Origin of the sequence: Pseudarthrobacter sp. NPDC092419, from assembly GCF_044755045.1 — a bacterium.
Lineage (GTDB): Bacteria > Actinomycetota > Actinomycetes > Actinomycetales > Micrococcaceae > Arthrobacter.
The window spans coordinates 668,215-683,360 of the sequence record NZ_JBIVQF010000001.1 but is presented as its reverse complement, the minus strand read 5'-3'; the positions used below and the strand labels follow the sequence as shown (position 1 = coordinate 683,360).

Below are 15,146 nucleotides of genomic sequence, written 5' to 3'. Positions count from 1 at the left end.
GGGCCGGCTGTCGTTCCCAACGCCTAGACTTGTAGGCACCATGGATATGTTGTTTGACCCGTACTCTGACGGACCGTTTAAGGCCGCTCCCGCAGCGGCTGCCCGCGCTGCAGCAAGCACCGAAGGGGTGGCCACGGCGGCAGGACCCGGCGGGTCGGAGCACCATGGATCGCCGCACCGTGGATCCCCGCGGCCGGACGCCGCGCAGCTCCTGGAAGGCCTGAATCCGCAGCAGGAGGAAGCGGTCAAACATGCCGGTTCCGCGCTTTTGATCGTGGCCGGCGCCGGATCCGGCAAGACCCGCGTCCTCAGTAATCGGATCGCCTACCTGATCGCGACCGGCCGCGCCCACCACGGCGAAATCCTGGCCATTACCTTCACCAATAAAGCGGCCGCTGAGATGCGCGAGCGCATCGAGGCCCTGGTGGGCGGGCGCGCGAAAATCATGTGGATTTCGACGTTCCACTCCTCCTGCGTGCGGATCCTGCGCCAGGAAGCTGCCAACGTGGGGCTGAAGTCCAACTTCTCCATCTACGATGGCGCGGATTCCCTCCGCCTGGTCACCCAGGTGGCAAAGGCCCTGGACCTGGATCCGAAGCGGTTCGCCCCCAAGGCCATCCAGCACAAGATTTCAGCGCTCAAGAACGAACTCATTGACGCGGACTCCTACGCCTCCGCCGCCAACTACAACGATCCGTTCGAGCAGGCCGTGGCCGAGGTCTACAAGGGCTACACCCAGCGGCTGCGCCAAGCCAACGCCATGGACTTCGACGACCTCATCGCCGAGACCGTGTACATGTTCCGCGCCTTCCCGGCGCTCGCCGAGTCCTACCGACGGCGCTTCCGGCACGTCCTTGTGGACGAATACCAGGACACCAACCACGCGCAGTACGCCCTGGTCCGCGAAATCGTGGGGGAGGGCCCCGGGGCATCGGAGCTGACCGTGGTGGGCGACTCGGACCAGTCCATCTACGCGTTCCGCGGCGCGGACATCCGCAACATCGTGGAGTTCGAGAAGGACTACCCGGAGGCCCGCACCATCAAGCTGGAGCAGAACTACCGCTCCACGCAGAACATCCTCAGCGCCGCGAACTCTGTCATCTCCCGCAACCCCAACCGGCCGGAAAAGCGGCTGTGGACGGCCGAGGGCGAGGGGCACAAGATCGTCGGCTATGTCGGCGAGAACGAGCACGACGAAGCACAGTTCATCGCCAAGGAAATCGACCGGCTCCAAGACGAGGACAACCTGCGGCCCGGCGACGTCGCCATCTTCTACCGCACCAACGCCCAGTCCCGCTCCATCGAGGATGTGCTGGTCCGCGTCGGCCTGCCGTACAAGGTAGTGGGCGGCACGCGCTTCTACGAGCGCAAGGAGATCAAGGACGCCCTCGCCTACCTGCGCGTGCTGGTTAACCCGGACGACGACGTCAACCTCCGGCGTGTGGTCAACGAACCAAAGCGTGGCATCGGTGACCGCGCCGAGGGCGCAGTAGCGGCCCTTGCCGAACGTGAGCGGACCTCCTTCATGGCGGCGGCGCGCCGCGCGGACCAAGCCCCCGGTATGGCCACCCGGTCCGTGAACGCCGTGCTGGGGTTCGTGAAGTTGCTCGATGACCTCGCCGAGGTAGCCGAAGGCTCCGGAGCTGCTGCCGCGCTGGAGGCCGTGCTGGAACAGACCGGCTACCTGGCCGCCTTGCGTTCCAGTACAGATCCACAGGATGAGTCGCGCGTCGAAAACCTGGCGGAACTGGTCGCCGTCGTCCGCGAATACGAACGTGACAACCCCGACGGGTCCCTGGCGGCGTTCCTGGAGCAGGTGTCTCTCGTGGCGGATGCCGACCAGATCCCCGACGCCCCCGGCGCGGACATCGACGCCGCCGTGGCAGAAGCCAAGCGGCTGGGCGTGGTGACGCTGATGACCCTGCATACCGCCAAGGGCCTGGAATTTCCGGTCGTGTTCCTCACCGGCATGGAGCACGGGCTGTTCCCGCACCAGCGCTCGGCAACGGACCCGAAGGAACTTGCCGAAGAGCGTCGCCTGGCCTACGTGGGGCTGACCCGTGCCCGCAAGCGGCTCTACGTCACCCGCTCGGAGGTGCGCAGCCTGTGGGGTCAGAGCCAGTACAACCCTGCCAGCCAGTTCTTGGAGGAAATCCCGGCCGAGCTCCTCGACTGGAAGCGCGAGGGAACATCACGGCAGCCGGCCTGGGGCAACAGCGGCTCCATCGGGTCGGGCCGGTACAGCGGCTCGTTCTGGGGTGCAGGCAGCGCCAGGGGGGTTGCCGCCGATTCGTCCGCCGGATTCAATGCCGACGTCCCTGCCGTTGTGGCCCGAACCCGGGTCCAGCCGCAGAAGGAAATCGTGGCCGTCAGCGTGGGCGACAAGGTCAACCACAACAGCTTCGGGAACGGTACCGTGCTCGCGGTGGAGGGCTCCGGTGACAAGACGGTGGCGAAGGTTAAGTTCAGCGTCGGCGAAAAACGGCTTCTGTTGCGCTACGCCCCGCTGACCAAGCTCGACGCCTGAGAAAGCGGTCAAAAACCGCGGAAATACGCGGTTTTTCTACCGCTCATAGAATAGTGTCCTTACTCACATAAGGGGTACTCTGGGACGGGCCGGTCCCCATAAAGGACTAGAGTTCCCCATGGAGCAATACGCCGCGTGGCTCGTTTCCAACAGGCCTCCGGCGCATGCATTCCGCAGCCCGGTCATCGTCAGCGATGGTGTCCGACTGTATAGAAACTACTTCGACGTAGAAGGACACTAAACCGTGGACCTGTTTGAATACCAGGCGCGCGATATGTTCGAGGCGCACGGTGTACCCGTGCTTGCCGGCATCGTGGCGTACACCCCAGAAGAAGCAAAGGCAGCTGCCGAGAAGATCGGCGGCGTTACTGTCGTTAAGGCACAGGTCAAGGTAGGCGGCCGCGGCAAGGCCGGCGGCGTCAAGGTTGCAAAGTCCGCCGACGAGGCACTTGAGCACTCCACCAATATCCTGGGCATGGACATCAAGGGCCACACCGTCAAAAAGGTGATGATCGCCCAGGGTGCGGACATCGCCGAGGAATACTACTTCTCGGTCCTCCTGGACCGGGCCAACCGCAACTACCTGGCCATGTGCTCGGTTGAGGGCGGGATGGAAATCGAGCAGCTCGCCGTCGAGCGTCCTGAAGCGCTGGCAAAGATCGCCATCGATCCCGCCGTGGGCATCGACCAGGCCAAAGCTGACGAAATCGTCGCAGCAGCAGGCTTCGCCGAGGAACTGCGCGGCAAGGTGGCCGACGTCATCCTCAAGCTCTGGGACGTTTTCAAGAAGGAAGACGCCACCCTCGTGGAGGTCAACCCGCTGGTCAAGACCGGCGCCGGCGAGATCGTTGCGCTGGACGGCAAGGTCTCCCTCGACGAGAACGCCGAGTTCCGCCACGCCAAGCACGCGCTCCTTGAGGACAAGGACGCCGCCGACCCGCTCGAGGCCAAGGCCAAGGCGCAGGACCTGAACTACGTCAAGCTGGACGGCGAAGTAGGCATTATCGGCAACGGCGCCGGCCTGGTCATGTCCACCCTGGATGTCGTTGCCTACGCAGGCGAGAACCACGGCAACGTCAAGCCCGCCAACTTCCTGGACATCGGCGGCGGAGCATCCGCCGAGGTCATGGCTGCCGGCCTGGACGTTATCCTCGGTGACGAGCAGGTCAAGTCCGTGTTCGTCAACGTCTTCGGCGGCATCACCGCCTGCGACGCCGTCGCCAAGGGCATCGTCGGCGCACTGGCCGAGCTCGGACACACCGCGAACAAGCCGCTGGTCGTCCGCCTTGACGGAAACAACGTCGAGGAAGGCCGCCGCATCCTGAACGAGGCCAACCACCCGCTGGTTACGCTGGCCGCCACCATGGACGAGGGCGCCGACAAGGCCGCCGAGCTCGCCAACGCAGCTAAGTAAAGGGACGCACCATGTCTATTTATCTGAACAAGGACTCCAAGGTCATCGTCCAGGGCATCACCGGCGGCGAAGGCACCAAGCACACCGCCCTGATGCTGAAGGCCGGAACCAACATTGTGGGCGGCGTCAACGCCCGTAAGGCCGGCACCACCGTCCTCCACGGCGACAACGAAATCACCGTTTACGGCACCGTCAAGGAAGCCATGGCCGAAACCGGCGCCGACGTCTCCATCGTCTTCGTACCGCCGGCATTCACCAAGGCTGCCGTTGTCGAAGCCATCGAGGCCGGCATTGGCCTGGTCGTCGTCATCACCGAAGGCGTTCCGGTCCAGGACTCCGCTGAGTTCTGGGCGCTGGCACAGTCCAAGGTCGACGCCGAGGGCAACCAGGTCACCCGCATCATCGGCCCGAACTGCCCCGGCATCATCACCCCGGGCGAGGCGTTGGTGGGCATCACCCCGGCCAACATCACGGGCAAGGGACCCATCGGACTGGTTTCCAAGTCCGGCACCCTGACCTACCAGATGATGTACGAACTGCGCGACCTTGGCTTCTCCACCGCCATCGGCATCGGCGGCGACCCCATCATCGGCACCACACATATCGACGCCTTGGCTGCGTTCGAGGCTGACCCGGAGACGAAGGCGATCGTCATGATCGGCGAAATCGGCGGTGACGCCGAAGAGCGTGCCGCGGACTTCATCAAGGCCAACGTCACCAAGCCGGTTGTCGGCTACGTGGCAGGCTTCACCGCTCCGGAAGGCAAGACGATGGGCCACGCAGGCGCCATCGTGTCCGGTTCTGCCGGTACCGCCCAGGCCAAGAAAGAAGCCCTCGAGGCCGCCGGCGTGAAGGTCGGCAAGACGCCGTCCGAGACCGCCAAGCTCCTGCGCGAGGTTTACGCAGCGCTCTAGCAGCCCGAACCTCCGACGCGGGGTCACATCCGGCCGAAAATCCCTCGGGATCGGCCGGGGGTGGCCCCGCGTTGCTGTTTATGACGTCAGCAGTTCGTCCAGGCGCTCGTAGCCCTCACTCATGCCGCGCTCCATGCCGGACTGCACCATTCCGTCCCGTGCCTCCAGCGTGGGGTAAACAGAATGTCCGCGCAGCCGTGTCCGGCCGTCGCCGAGGTCCTCGAATGTCATGAACTCCAGGCTGACCACGTCAGGGTAGCCGCCGAACTCAAAGGTCTGGATGGCGAAGTCATTCTCGCGGACGGTGTGGAAGATGCCCTTGAACTCATAAGGCACACCCTCGGGTCCGGTGTGCAGGTAGCGGTAGCTGCCGCCGGTCCGGAAATCGTAGTGGTCGACGTCCATTGTGTAGCCCCGCGGACCAAGCCACTGCACAATCAGGTCCGGTTCTTTATGGGCCCGGAACACGTCCGCGACCGGGAAGTCGAACTCGCGCTCGTAGTCGATGAAGGGCTGGCCTTCCGGGACGGTGAGCTTTAAGGGATTGCTCATCAGATTTCCTTTTCCTTGGCGCCGCCATGTCGGGCGCCGGACTGAAGCACGGCATCGAGGCCGCGGAACTGCTCCTCGCGGACCAACCGGTACTGGTCGATCCAGGCGGTGAGTGCTTCCAGCCGTGCGGGGTTCAGGTGGACGGGCCTGCGCTGGGCCTCCCGGGTGCGGGTGACCAGTTGCGCCTGTTCGAGGACCTGGATGTGCTTCGAAACTGCCTGTTTGGAAATTTCGAAAGGTTCCGCCAGTTCATTTACGGTGGCCGGGCCCCGGCTCAGCCGGGCGATGATGCTTCGCCTCACGGGATCCGCAAGGGCCAGAAACGCTTCATCGAGCCCATTCTGCCCGGGGTGCGTACGGGTCATGTATTCAACCAACTTGTTTATCAACCTAGGGGTTGTCTAAGTGTATCCCCGCCGCCGCTGGGAGGGAAGGCCCGGAGGAACACTTGGTGAACGGCCAGCGAACAGCAGTCGAAATGGGCGGTTCCCACCTCGGGCCGTCCGGATACTGGATTGATGAACAACTTTACTCGTCGTCAAGTTCTGCGCTCTGCCGGTGTTGTGGTCGCCGCCGGAGCTGCCGGTGCGGCAGCCGCCGGATCCCCCGCCCGTGCCTTGGAGGGAGGGGATGGAACGGCCTTTTCCCACGGCGTTGCCTCCGGGGATCCGCTGCCCGGGAGCGTGCTGTTGTGGACCCGCGTCACCCCGACGGTGGATGCGACGCCGGGCAGCGGCCGCGGGCCGGACCTAACAGTGGCCTGGGAAGTGGCAGCGGACAGCAGCTTCCGTCGGATCGTTTCCAGGGGTTCCTCGCCCACCGGTCCCGGGCGGGACCACACGGTCAAGGCCGTCGCGGACCGGTTGTCGCCAGCCACCACCTACTGGTACCGCTTCAAGCTGGGCCAGGCGGTATCGGCGGTTGGCAGGACCCGGACAGCCCCCGCCGCCGGAGCTTCAGTTGACCGGCTGAAGTTTGGAGTGGTGTCCTGCGCCAACTGGCAGGCCGGCTACTTCTCGTCCTATCGGCACCTGGCGGCGCGCACGGACCTGGACGCTGTCCTGCACCTGGGCGACTACCTCTACGAATACGCGCCCGGCGAGTACCAGGCACGCGACGTGGTGGTACGGCCCCACGATCCTGCCCGGGAAATGACCGTGCTGCAGGACTACCGCCGCCGCCACGCCCAGTACAAGACTGATCCCGACCTCCAGGCAGTCCATGCTGCTGCGCCCTTCATCGTTACCTGGGACGATCACGAGTCCGCCAACGACGCGTGGAAGGACGGAGCCGAAAACCACGCCGAGGGTGCGGAGGGTGCCTGGCGGGACCGGGTGGCCGCTGCCAAGCAGGCATACGCCGAGTGGATGCCGGTACGCTACGAGCCTGGCGGACAGCTCTACCGCCGGCTGGACTTCGGCTCCCTGGCCAGCCTCTCCATGCTGGACCTGCGCTCGTACCGGGACCTGCAGGCATCCAACGGCCTGGACCCCGCGGTGGACAGCACCGCGCGTACCATTACGGGGACCGCGCAGATGGAGTGGCTGCTCGGCAATCTCACCTCCACCGGCCCGCAGTGGAAGCTCGTGGGCAACCCGGTCATGATCACGCCCGTCAAGGTCCCGTCCACGCTGAGCACCGCTGAGCTCGCGGGCGTCCAAAAGCTGATGGGCGGCACCACCCTTGACGGCGTCCCCTACAACGTGGACCAGTGGGACGGCTATGAGGCGGACCGCAGCAGGGTGGTGCGGCACCTGCGGGACAACGCAGTCAAGGACACCGTTTTCCTTACCGGAGATATCCACTCCGGCTGGGCATGCGACATCCCGGCCGACCCGGCAACCTACCCGGCCACCGGGGATTCCGTGGCCGCCGAGCTGGTGTGCACTTCCGTCACCAGTGACAATCTGGACGACATCCTCGACGTTCCGCCGCGCACGGGATCGCTCAGCGTCGAAGCGGCCATCAGGGGGGCAAACCCGCACGTGAAGTACCTCGATTTCGATTCCCACGGCTACTCCGTCCTGGACGTCACCCCCGCAGGGGTCCGCATGGACTGGTACGTTCTCGCTGACCGGACGTCGGCGGGATCCGCTGCAGCACTGTCGAGATCCTTCAACGTGGGTACCGGCACCGGCAAGGCAGTTCCCGCGGGCGGTGCGCTGTGATAGGTGGAAAGGCAACCCATGCGAGCACGACGGCGGGGCGCCGGCAATTCCTGAAGCTAGCCGCGGCAGGGGGTGCCGCCGTCGTGCTTTCCTCTGCGCATGGTGCCGCCTGGGCTGCACCGGAAACCCGCACGGCCGGCCGCACCCGCAGCTACGTGCTGGTGGTGGACGGCTGCCGGCCGGACGAAATCACGCCGGCGCTGACGCCAAACCTTGCGGCGCTCCGGGGCGCCGGGACGAATTTCCCTGCCGCGCGCTCGCTGCCGGTGATGGAAACGATCCCGAACCACGTCATGATGATGACCGGTGTGCGGCCGGACCGGTCGGGCGTTCCGGCCAACTCGGTGTTTGACCGTGCCGAGGGTGTGGTCCGTGACCTGGACCGGCCTGCGGACCTGCGTTTTCCAACCCTGCTGGAGCGGCTGCGGGAACGCGGGCTCACCACCGGTTCGGTGCTGAGCAAGGAATACCTGTTCGGGATCTTTGGGGAACGCGCTACATACCGCTGGGAGCCGCAGCCGCTGCTGCCGGTCACGGGGCATGCCCCTGATGCAGCGACCATGGACGCCCTGCTGGCCATGGTCGGCGGGCCGGACCCCGACGTGGTTTTCGCCAACCTGGGGGATATTGACAGGGTTGGGCACTCGGACCTTTCGGGCACCTCGCTGCGCGCCGCCCGCGAGGCCGCCCTGGCTGCGACGGACCTGCAGGTGGGGCGTTTCGTGGCGCACCTCAAGGATGCCGGCAAATGGGAGTCCAGTGTCGTGGCGGTACTGGCCGACCACTCGATGGACTGGTCCATCCCCACCAATGTTGTTTCCGTCAACCTGATCCTGCAGTCCCGCCCTGAACTCCAGGCCAATATGGTGATAGCGCAAAACGGCGGGGCGGACCTGCTCTACTGGACCGGGCCGGAAGCGGAACGCGCCGCCGGCGTGGCTGCCGTCCGGGAACTGGTGGCGGCCCACCCTGGGGTTCTGTCCGTGAGTGCACCGGCAAACCTGCGGCTGGGGCCCGAGGCGGGGGACCTGGTGGCCTATTGCCGGGCCGGCTGGCGCTTCGCGGACCCGTATGTGGCGTCCAACCCGATCCCGGGCAACCACGGACATCCGGCCACGGAACCTATTCCCTTCTTCATCTCAGGCGGCAGTCCGCTGGTGGTAGCAGGGGCAACGTCTTCGGAACCCGCCCGGACGGTGGATGTGGCGCCGACCCTCGGCAGGATTTATGGACTCAAGCCGCCTGCGGGCGGTTATGACGGTTCGGCCCGGACTTCGGCTCTCAACCTGTAACGCCAGTTTCCGGCTCCCCAAGAGCAACGCGGGGTCACCCCCGGCCCAGTAATCCCTCTGGATTGGGCCGGGCGTGACGCCGCGTTGCTTTTTAAGGGACGGCAGAGGGGCTTGTGGGGGCGATTGGCATATTGTTAGTATGACAGGACAAACTAACAAGGAGATACGCATGCCGCTGGTGCGCATTGACGTAAACGAAGGACGCAGCCCGGAGGAACTGCGGCTGCTGAGCCGGGGTATCCATGACGCGATCCTGGCTGAGTACGGAATTCCGGAGCGGGACTACTTCCACATCCTTACCGAGCATCCGGGGGGCCAGATCTTTGCCCAGGATGCCGGCTTGGGTTTCGAGCGGACGCGCGGGGTGGTCATGATCCAGATCTTTACTCAGGGCGGGCGCTCGCAGGAGGCGAAGCAGCGCCTGTTTGCCGCAATGGCCGAAAAGCTTGCAGGAGCGGGCGTGGCGGGTGAGGACGTCTTCATTGGCTATGTGGAAAACACTGCAGGCGACTGGTCCTTCGGCTTTGGCCGCGCCCAGTACGTCACGGGGGAACTGGCTGTTCCCCGAAAGTGATCGAACCTCCCGCGAGAAGCGGGCGGCGTCTTAAAAGTTTGTTGTAAGTATGTCAGTACAAACCTTTGACAGGACAACCGATCTACGGCAAAGTAGTGCGTGTGGCCCACGCCACCGCAGCCAGAGCCGGAGTTCCTGTCCGAAAGGTCCAGGGTTCCACACCAGAAAGGTCCACGATCACCGTGACCCACGAGCTTCTTACGATCGGGCGCATCAGCGTTGATATCTACCCGAACGACATTGGGGTGGACCTGGAGGATGTCACGTCCTTCGGGAAATACCTCGGCGGTTCCCCGTCCAACGTGGCAGTGGCCGCTGCCCGGCACGGCCGGCGCGCCGGCGTCATCACCCGGACCGGGGATGACGCGTTCGGCAAGTACCTCCACCGGGAACTGCGCAAATTCAACGTGGACGACTCCTTTGTGATCGCAGTGCGCGAATACCCGACCGCCGTCACCTTCTGCGCGATCAAACCGGCAACGGACGAGTTCCCGCTCTACTTCTACGGCCGCTTTCCCACGGCCCCCGACCTCCAGATCAAGGCCGAAGAGCTGGACCTGGACGCCATCCGAAACGCCGGGATCTTCTGGTCCACCGTCACCGGCCTGTGCCAGGAGCCCAGCCGCGAAGCGCACATCAAGGCGCACGAGGCGCGGGACCGGGACAAGCTGCGCATCGGCCAGTTCACGGTCCTCGACCTGGATTACCGGCCCATGTTCTGGGCTTCGGAAGAAGAAGCCCGCGCCCAGGTGGCAAAAATCCTGCCGCACGTGACCGTCGCGATCGGCAACGACAAGGAATGCGCCGTCGCCGTCGGCGAGGGAACTCCGGACGAGCAGGCAGACCGCCTGCTGGCCGCGGGAGTGGAGATCGCCGTCGTCAAGCTTGGCGCTGAAGGCGTCATGGCCAAAACCCGCACGGAACGCGTGGTCTCTGCGCCGGTACCGGTGGAAACCGTGAACGGGCTGGGTGCCGGTGACTCCTTCGGGGGCGCCTTCTGCCACGGGTTGCTGTCCGGCTGGCCGCTGGCCCAGGTCCTGGATTATGCCAACGCCGCGGGGGCGATCGTTGCCTCGCGCCTCTCCTGCGCAGACGCGATGCCGACGCCGGCAGAGGTCACCTCGCTGCTGGCCGAACGGGGCCGGCCCGTTCCGCAGCTTGTCACCGAAGGAGCAGCACTGTGACCATCAATATTTCCAGCGGACGCACGGCTGGCGCAGGATCCTTCGGCGTGGACGTGGACGACGATCCCCGCCGCTACGAGCACCTGAGCACCATCCGCCTGGAGGATCCGGAAGCCGTGGCCCGCGCGGCGAAGGCCCGCCGCCGCCACCCCGGCGTGAAGTCGGGCCGGCAGAACTTCATTGTGGCCGCAGACCACCCGGCCCGCGGTGCGCTTGCCGTCGGCAATGATCCGGTGGCCATGGCGGACCGCCGCCAGCTTTTGGACCGCCTGCAGATCGCCCTGGCCAACCCGGCCGTGGACGGCATCCTGGCGTCCCCGGACATCATGGATGACCTGCTGCTCCTCGGCGCCCTGGACGGCAAGCTGGTCTTCGGATCGATGAACCGCGGCGGACTCTCCGGCCTGGTCAATGAATTCGACGACCGGTTCACCGGCCACACCGCCGCCGCCCTGGAAGCGCTCGGCGCGGACGGCGGCAAGATGCTCACCCGGATCTGCCTGGGCGATCCCGACACCGTGGTGACCCTGGAGGCCACTGCGAAGGCGATCGATTCCCTCGCGGAGCGGAAGCTGATCGCCATGGTGGAGCCGTTCCTGTCGGTCCGTGAAAACGGCCGCGTCCGGAACGACCTGTCCACCGATGCCGTCATCAAGTCGATCGCCATTGCCGAAGGGCTCGGGTCCACCAGCGCCTACACGTGGATGAAGCTTCCCGTGGTGGCCGGCATGGACCGCGTCATGGCGGCGACCACCATGCCCACCGTGCTCCTGGGCGGGGACCCGGCGGGCCCGCAGGACGAGGTGTTCGCCACCTGGCAGGCTGCCCTGGCCTTGCCCGGTGTTCAGGGCCTGACCGTGGGCCGCACGCTGCTGTACCCCTCGGACGGGGACGTTGCCGGCGCCGTCGCCACGGCTGCGTCCCTCCTTCACCACACCGCACCAGCCACCGCCCCGGAAGCATCGGAGTAGCCGCCATGGGAACAACATCAGGAACCGCCACCCGCCGCATGACGGTGGCCCAGGCCGTCGTCGAATACCTCTCCAAGCAGTACACCGTCGATACAGTGGGCGGTGTTGAGTACCGCGAACGGCTGATTCCGGGCACGTTCGGCATCTTCGGGCACGGCAACGTGGCCGGCGTAGGCCAGGCGCTGAAGCAGTACCAGCAGCTGGATCCGGCGATCATGCCGTACTACCAGGGCCGCAACGAGCAGGCCCAGGTGCACCAGGCCGTTGGGTATGCCCGGCACACCCGCCGGCGGCAGACCTTCGCGATCAGCACCTCGATCGGGCCGGGTTCTTCGAACCTGCTGACCGGTGCCGCCCTGGCCACGACCAACCGCCTGCCGGTGCTGCTACTGCCCTCGGACACCTTCGCCACCCGCGCCGCGGACCCGGTGCTGCAGCAGCTCGAACAGCCCTACGCGTACGACCTCACCGTCAACGACGCGTTCCGCCCGCTGTCCAAGTTCTTCGACCGCGTCTCCCGCCCCGAGCAGCTGTTCTCCGCATTCCACCACGGCCTGCGCGTGCTCACCGACCCGGCGGAAACCGGCGCGGTGACCATTTCGCTGCCGCAGGACGTCCAGGCCGAGGCCTTCGACGTTCCGGTCGAGTTCCTGGCCGAGCGGGAGTGGCGGATCCGCCGCCCGGATGCGGACGACGCCGATATCGCCCGCGCCGCCGCAGCTATCCGTGCCGCCAAGCGGCCGCTGATCATCGCCGGCGGCGGTGTCCTCTACGCCTACGCCAACGACGAACTGGCCAAGCTCGTGGAACTGACCGGCATCCCGGTGGGCAACACGCAGGCAGGCGTCGGTGTGCTGCCGTGGGACCACAAGTTCTCGCTGGGCGCCATCGGTTCGACGGGCACGACGGCGGCGAACGCCATTGCTGCAGAGGCGGACCTGATCATCGGGATCGGCACGCGCTACGAGGACTTCACCACCGCTTCGCGGACCGCGTTCCGGAACCCGGACGTGAAGTTCATCAACATCAACGTGGCCCCGATCGACGCGTACAAGCACGGCACCACGCTGCCGATCGTCGCAGACGCCCGCAAGACGCTGGTCAAGCTCAACGCCGCCCTGGGCGGGTACCGGGTGGGTGCGGACCTGGAGCAGAAAGTCGCGGCAGAGAAGCAGCGCTGGGACGCTACCGTGGACGAAGCTTTCGATACGCGCCACACGCCGCTGCCGGCGCAGAACGAGATCATCGGTGCTACCTCCCGCGCCATGGACGCCCGCGACGTCGTCATCTGCGCCGCCGGATCGCTCCCCGGTGACCTGCACAAGATGTGGCGCGTCCGCGACCCGTTCGGCTACCACGTGGAATACGCGTACTCCTGCATGGGCTACGAAATCCCCGGCGGCCTCGGCGTCAAGCGGGCGGCGCTGGCCGAAGCGGCAGGCACGACGGCGGGAGGCGGGGAACGCGCAGAGCCGCGCGACGTCGTCGTGATGGTCGGTGACGGCTCCTACCTGATGATGCATACCGAACTCGTCACCGCCGTCGCCGAACGCATCAAACTGATCGTCGTCCTGATCCAGAACCACGGCTATGCTTCCATCGGCTCGCTCTCCGAGATGCTCGGTTCCCAGCGGTTCGGCACCCAGTACCGGGCGCTGAACGAGGAACAGCACAGCTTCGACGAAGGCGAAACCCTGCCCGTGGACCTGGCCCTGAACGCCGAGTCCCTGGGCGTGAAGGTCATCCGGATCGAACCGGGGGAGAAGGCCATCGCCGAGCTCGAGCAGGCCATCCGCGACGCCAAGGCGGCACCCGAACGGGGTGGTCCGATCCTGATCCACGTCGAATCCGACCCGCTGCTGGACGCCCCGTCCTCCGAGTCCTGGTGGGACGTGCCGGTTTCCGAAGTCTCCGAGCTGGACTCCACGAAGCAGGCCTTCCACACCTACGTCGACCATAAATCACGCCAGCGCAAGCTGCTCGGCTAAGCACACTTTTTACTACTCAAGGAAGAGTCCCATGACTGCCATCACCACCGAAACCGTCATCAACCACTTCATCAACGGCGCCGAAACCGCCGGCGAAGGTGACCGCACCACCCCCGTCTATAACCCGGCCACCGGCAAGGTCTCCGCCCAGCTCCGGCTGGCCAACCGCGCGGACCTGGACACCGCCGTCGCCGCCGCCCGCACCGCCGCGGACTCCTGGGGCGATGTGTCCCTGGCCAAGCGCACTGCCGTCCTGTTCAAGTTCCGCGAACTCGTCGCCGCCCACGTTGAAGAGCTCGCGCAGCTGGTCACCGCCGAGCACGGCAAGGTCATCTCCGACGCCAAGGGCGAAATCGGCCGCGGCCTGGAGGTCATCGAATACGCGTGCGGCATCCCGACCCTGCTCAAGGGCGACTACTCGGACCAGGTGTCCACCGGCATCGACGTGTTCTCCTTCCGCGAGCCCCTCGGCGTGGTGGCGGGCATCACCCCGTTCAACTTCCCCGTGATGGTGCCGCTCTGGATGGCGCCCATGGCGATCGCCACCGGCAATGCCTTCATCCTTAAGCCCTCCGAGCGGGACCCCTCGGCCTCGCTGCTGCTGGCCAAGCTCTGGAAGGAAGCCGGCCTGCCGGACGGTGTGTTCCAGGTCCTGCACGGCGACAAGGAAACCGTCGACGGGCTGCTGACCCACCCGGACGTGGATGGCATCAGCTTCGTTGGCTCCACCCCGATCGCCCAGTACGTCCACGAGACCGCGACCAAGCACGGCAAGCGCGTCCAGGCCCTCGGCGGGGCGAAGAACCACGCCATCGTCCTGCCCGACGCCGACCTGGACAACGCCGCCGACCACCTCGCCGCCGCCGCGTTCGGCTCCGCCGGCGAACGCTGCATGGCCATCTCCGTCGCCGTCGCCGTCGGTGAAGCCGCTGACCTGCTGGTCAAGAAGGTCGAAGAACGCGCCCTGGCCGTGAAGGTCAACAACGGCACCGCGCCCGATGCCGAAATGGGCCCGGTTATCACCCCGGCCTCCAAGGAGCGCATCGTCCGGATCGTGAGCGAGGCAGAGGCAGCAGGCGCTGCCATGGTGGTGGACGGCCGCGACCTGGTGGTTCCCGGCCACGAAGACGGCTTCTGGGTGGGCCCCACCGTCATCGACCACGTCAAGACCGAAATGACTGCCTACCAGGAAGAGATCTTCGGACCCGTCCTGGTGGTGGTACGGGTGGACACCCTCGAAGACGGCATCCGGCTCATCAACGCCAACCCCTATGGCAACGGCACAGCCATCTTCACCTCCTCCGGCGCCGCCGCCCGGAAGTTCCAGCGCTCCGTCACCGTCGGCATGATCGGCATCAACGTGCCCCTGCCCGTCCCCGTGGCGCACCACTCCTTCGGCGGCTGGAAGGCCTCGCTCTTCGGCGACAAGCACATCTACGGTCCCGAAGGCGTCAGCTTCTACACCCGCGGCAAGGTCATCACCTCACGCTGGCCCGAAACCCACCACGCCTCCGGCGCCTCCTACAACTTCCCCTCCAACTGACCCCGAGAGGCAACGCTGT

Annotated in this window: 12 protein-coding genes; 10 read left to right on the top strand and 2 right to left on the bottom strand. The window is 66.0% G+C overall.

Annotated elements, in window-relative coordinates; all coding sequences use genetic code 11:
* Nucleotides 1-40: 40 nt before the first annotated feature.
* The 3 genes from pcrA to sucD all read left to right on the top strand — a co-directional run bounded on the left by pcrA (nt 41) and on the right by sucD (nt 4,855).
* Nucleotides 41-2,527, top strand: coding sequence for a DNA helicase PcrA (pcrA, locus tag ACIQC0_RS03050; RefSeq protein ID WP_400532502.1), 2,487 nt, complete (start codon nt 41-43; stop codon nt 2,525-2,527).
* A 244-nt stretch (nt 2,528-2,771) separates the two neighbouring features.
* Nucleotides 2,772-3,941 (top strand): ADP-forming succinate--CoA ligase subunit beta, encoded by a 1,170-nt coding sequence (gene sucC / locus ACIQC0_RS03045; protein WP_377214995.1) that lies wholly within the window; start codon nt 2,772-2,774, stop codon nt 3,939-3,941.
* Nucleotides 3,942-3,952: 11 nt separating this feature from the next.
* Entirely contained in the window at nt 3,953-4,855 is a 903-nt protein-coding gene (gene sucD, locus ACIQC0_RS03040) for a succinate--CoA ligase subunit alpha (protein ID WP_377214996.1), read from the top strand.
* 78 nt (nt 4,856-4,933) lie between these two features.
* On the opposite strand, the gene ACIQC0_RS03035 is transcribed toward sucD, so the two are convergent.
* Nucleotides 4,934-5,407: an SRPBCC family protein gene (locus tag ACIQC0_RS03035; RefSeq protein ID WP_377214997.1), complete on the bottom strand. Its 474-nt coding sequence runs from the start codon at nt 5,405-5,407 to the stop codon at nt 4,934-4,936.
* On the bottom strand, nt 5,407-5,772 hold the full coding sequence (locus ACIQC0_RS03030) for an ArsR/SmtB family transcription factor (RefSeq protein ID WP_377214998.1): 366 nt from the start codon (nt 5,770-5,772) through the stop codon (nt 5,407-5,409). The genes ACIQC0_RS03035 and ACIQC0_RS03030 overlap by 1 nt, the downstream gene beginning before the upstream one ends.
* A 153-nt stretch (nt 5,773-5,925) precedes the next feature.
* Between ACIQC0_RS03030 and ACIQC0_RS03025 the strand changes: the two genes are divergently transcribed.
* From ACIQC0_RS03025 to ACIQC0_RS02995, 7 genes are all read left to right on the top strand, one after another.
* Nucleotides 5,926-7,575, top strand: a complete 1,650-nt coding sequence (locus ACIQC0_RS03025) for an alkaline phosphatase D family protein (protein ID WP_400532501.1) — start codon at nt 5,926-5,928, stop codon at nt 7,573-7,575.
* Between the two features lie 83 nt (nt 7,576-7,658).
* The gene (locus tag ACIQC0_RS03020) at nt 7,659-8,867 is read left to right on the top strand and encodes an alkaline phosphatase family protein (RefSeq protein ID WP_400532500.1); all 1,209 of its coding nucleotides are present in this window, start codon (nt 7,659-7,661) and stop codon (nt 8,865-8,867) included.
* A 169-nt stretch (nt 8,868-9,036) separates the two neighbouring features.
* Nucleotides 9,037-9,441, top strand: coding sequence for a tautomerase family protein (locus tag ACIQC0_RS03015; protein WP_377215499.1), 405 nt, complete (start codon nt 9,037-9,039; stop codon nt 9,439-9,441).
* Nucleotides 9,442-9,623: 182 nt separating this feature from the next.
* A complete protein-coding gene (gene iolC / locus ACIQC0_RS03010; RefSeq protein WP_377215001.1) occupies nt 9,624-10,625 on the top strand; it encodes a 5-dehydro-2-deoxygluconokinase in 1,002 nt (333 codons plus the stop codon).
* A 47-nt stretch (nt 10,626-10,672) separates the two neighbouring features.
* Complete coding sequence (locus ACIQC0_RS03005; protein WP_400532606.1) at nt 10,673-11,596, top strand: deoxyribose-phosphate aldolase; 924 nt, start codon at nt 10,673-10,675, stop codon at nt 11,594-11,596.
* A 38-nt stretch (nt 11,597-11,634) separates the two neighbouring features.
* A complete protein-coding gene (gene iolD / locus ACIQC0_RS03000; RefSeq protein WP_400532604.1) occupies nt 11,635-13,584 on the top strand; it encodes a 3D-(3,5/4)-trihydroxycyclohexane-1,2-dione acylhydrolase (decyclizing) in 1,950 nt (649 codons plus the stop codon).
* 31 nt (nt 13,585-13,615) lie between these two features.
* Complete coding sequence (locus tag ACIQC0_RS02995; protein WP_400532499.1) at nt 13,616-15,127, top strand: CoA-acylating methylmalonate-semialdehyde dehydrogenase; 1,512 nt, start codon at nt 13,616-13,618, stop codon at nt 15,125-15,127.
* The last annotated feature ends 19 nt before the right edge of the window (nt 15,128-15,146 follow it).

What these genes read in the sequence shown, in the direction of transcription:
- ACIQC0_RS02995 (WP_400532499.1), top strand. Translation starts at nt 13,616, where the DNA reads ATGACTGCCATCACCACCGAAACCGTCATCAACCACTTCATCAACGGC.
- ACIQC0_RS03035 (WP_377214997.1), bottom strand. Translation starts at nt 5,407, where the DNA reads ATGAGCAATCCCTTAAAGCTCACCGTCCCGGAAGGCCAGCCCTTCATC.
- ACIQC0_RS03025 (WP_400532501.1), top strand. Translation starts at nt 5,926, where the DNA reads ATGAACAACTTTACTCGTCGTCAAGTTCTGCGCTCTGCCGGTGTTGTG.
- pcrA (WP_400532502.1), top strand. Translation starts at nt 41, where the DNA reads ATGGATATGTTGTTTGACCCGTACTCTGACGGACCGTTTAAGGCCGCT.
- sucD (WP_377214996.1), top strand. Translation starts at nt 3,953, where the DNA reads ATGTCTATTTATCTGAACAAGGACTCCAAGGTCATCGTCCAGGGCATC.
- ACIQC0_RS03030 (WP_377214998.1), bottom strand. Translation starts at nt 5,772, where the DNA reads ATGACCCGTACGCACCCCGGGCAGAATGGGCTCGATGAAGCGTTTCTG.
- iolD (WP_400532604.1), top strand. Translation starts at nt 11,635, where the DNA reads ATGACGGTGGCCCAGGCCGTCGTCGAATACCTCTCCAAGCAGTACACC.
- ACIQC0_RS03015 (WP_377215499.1), top strand. Translation starts at nt 9,037, where the DNA reads ATGCCGCTGGTGCGCATTGACGTAAACGAAGGACGCAGCCCGGAGGAA.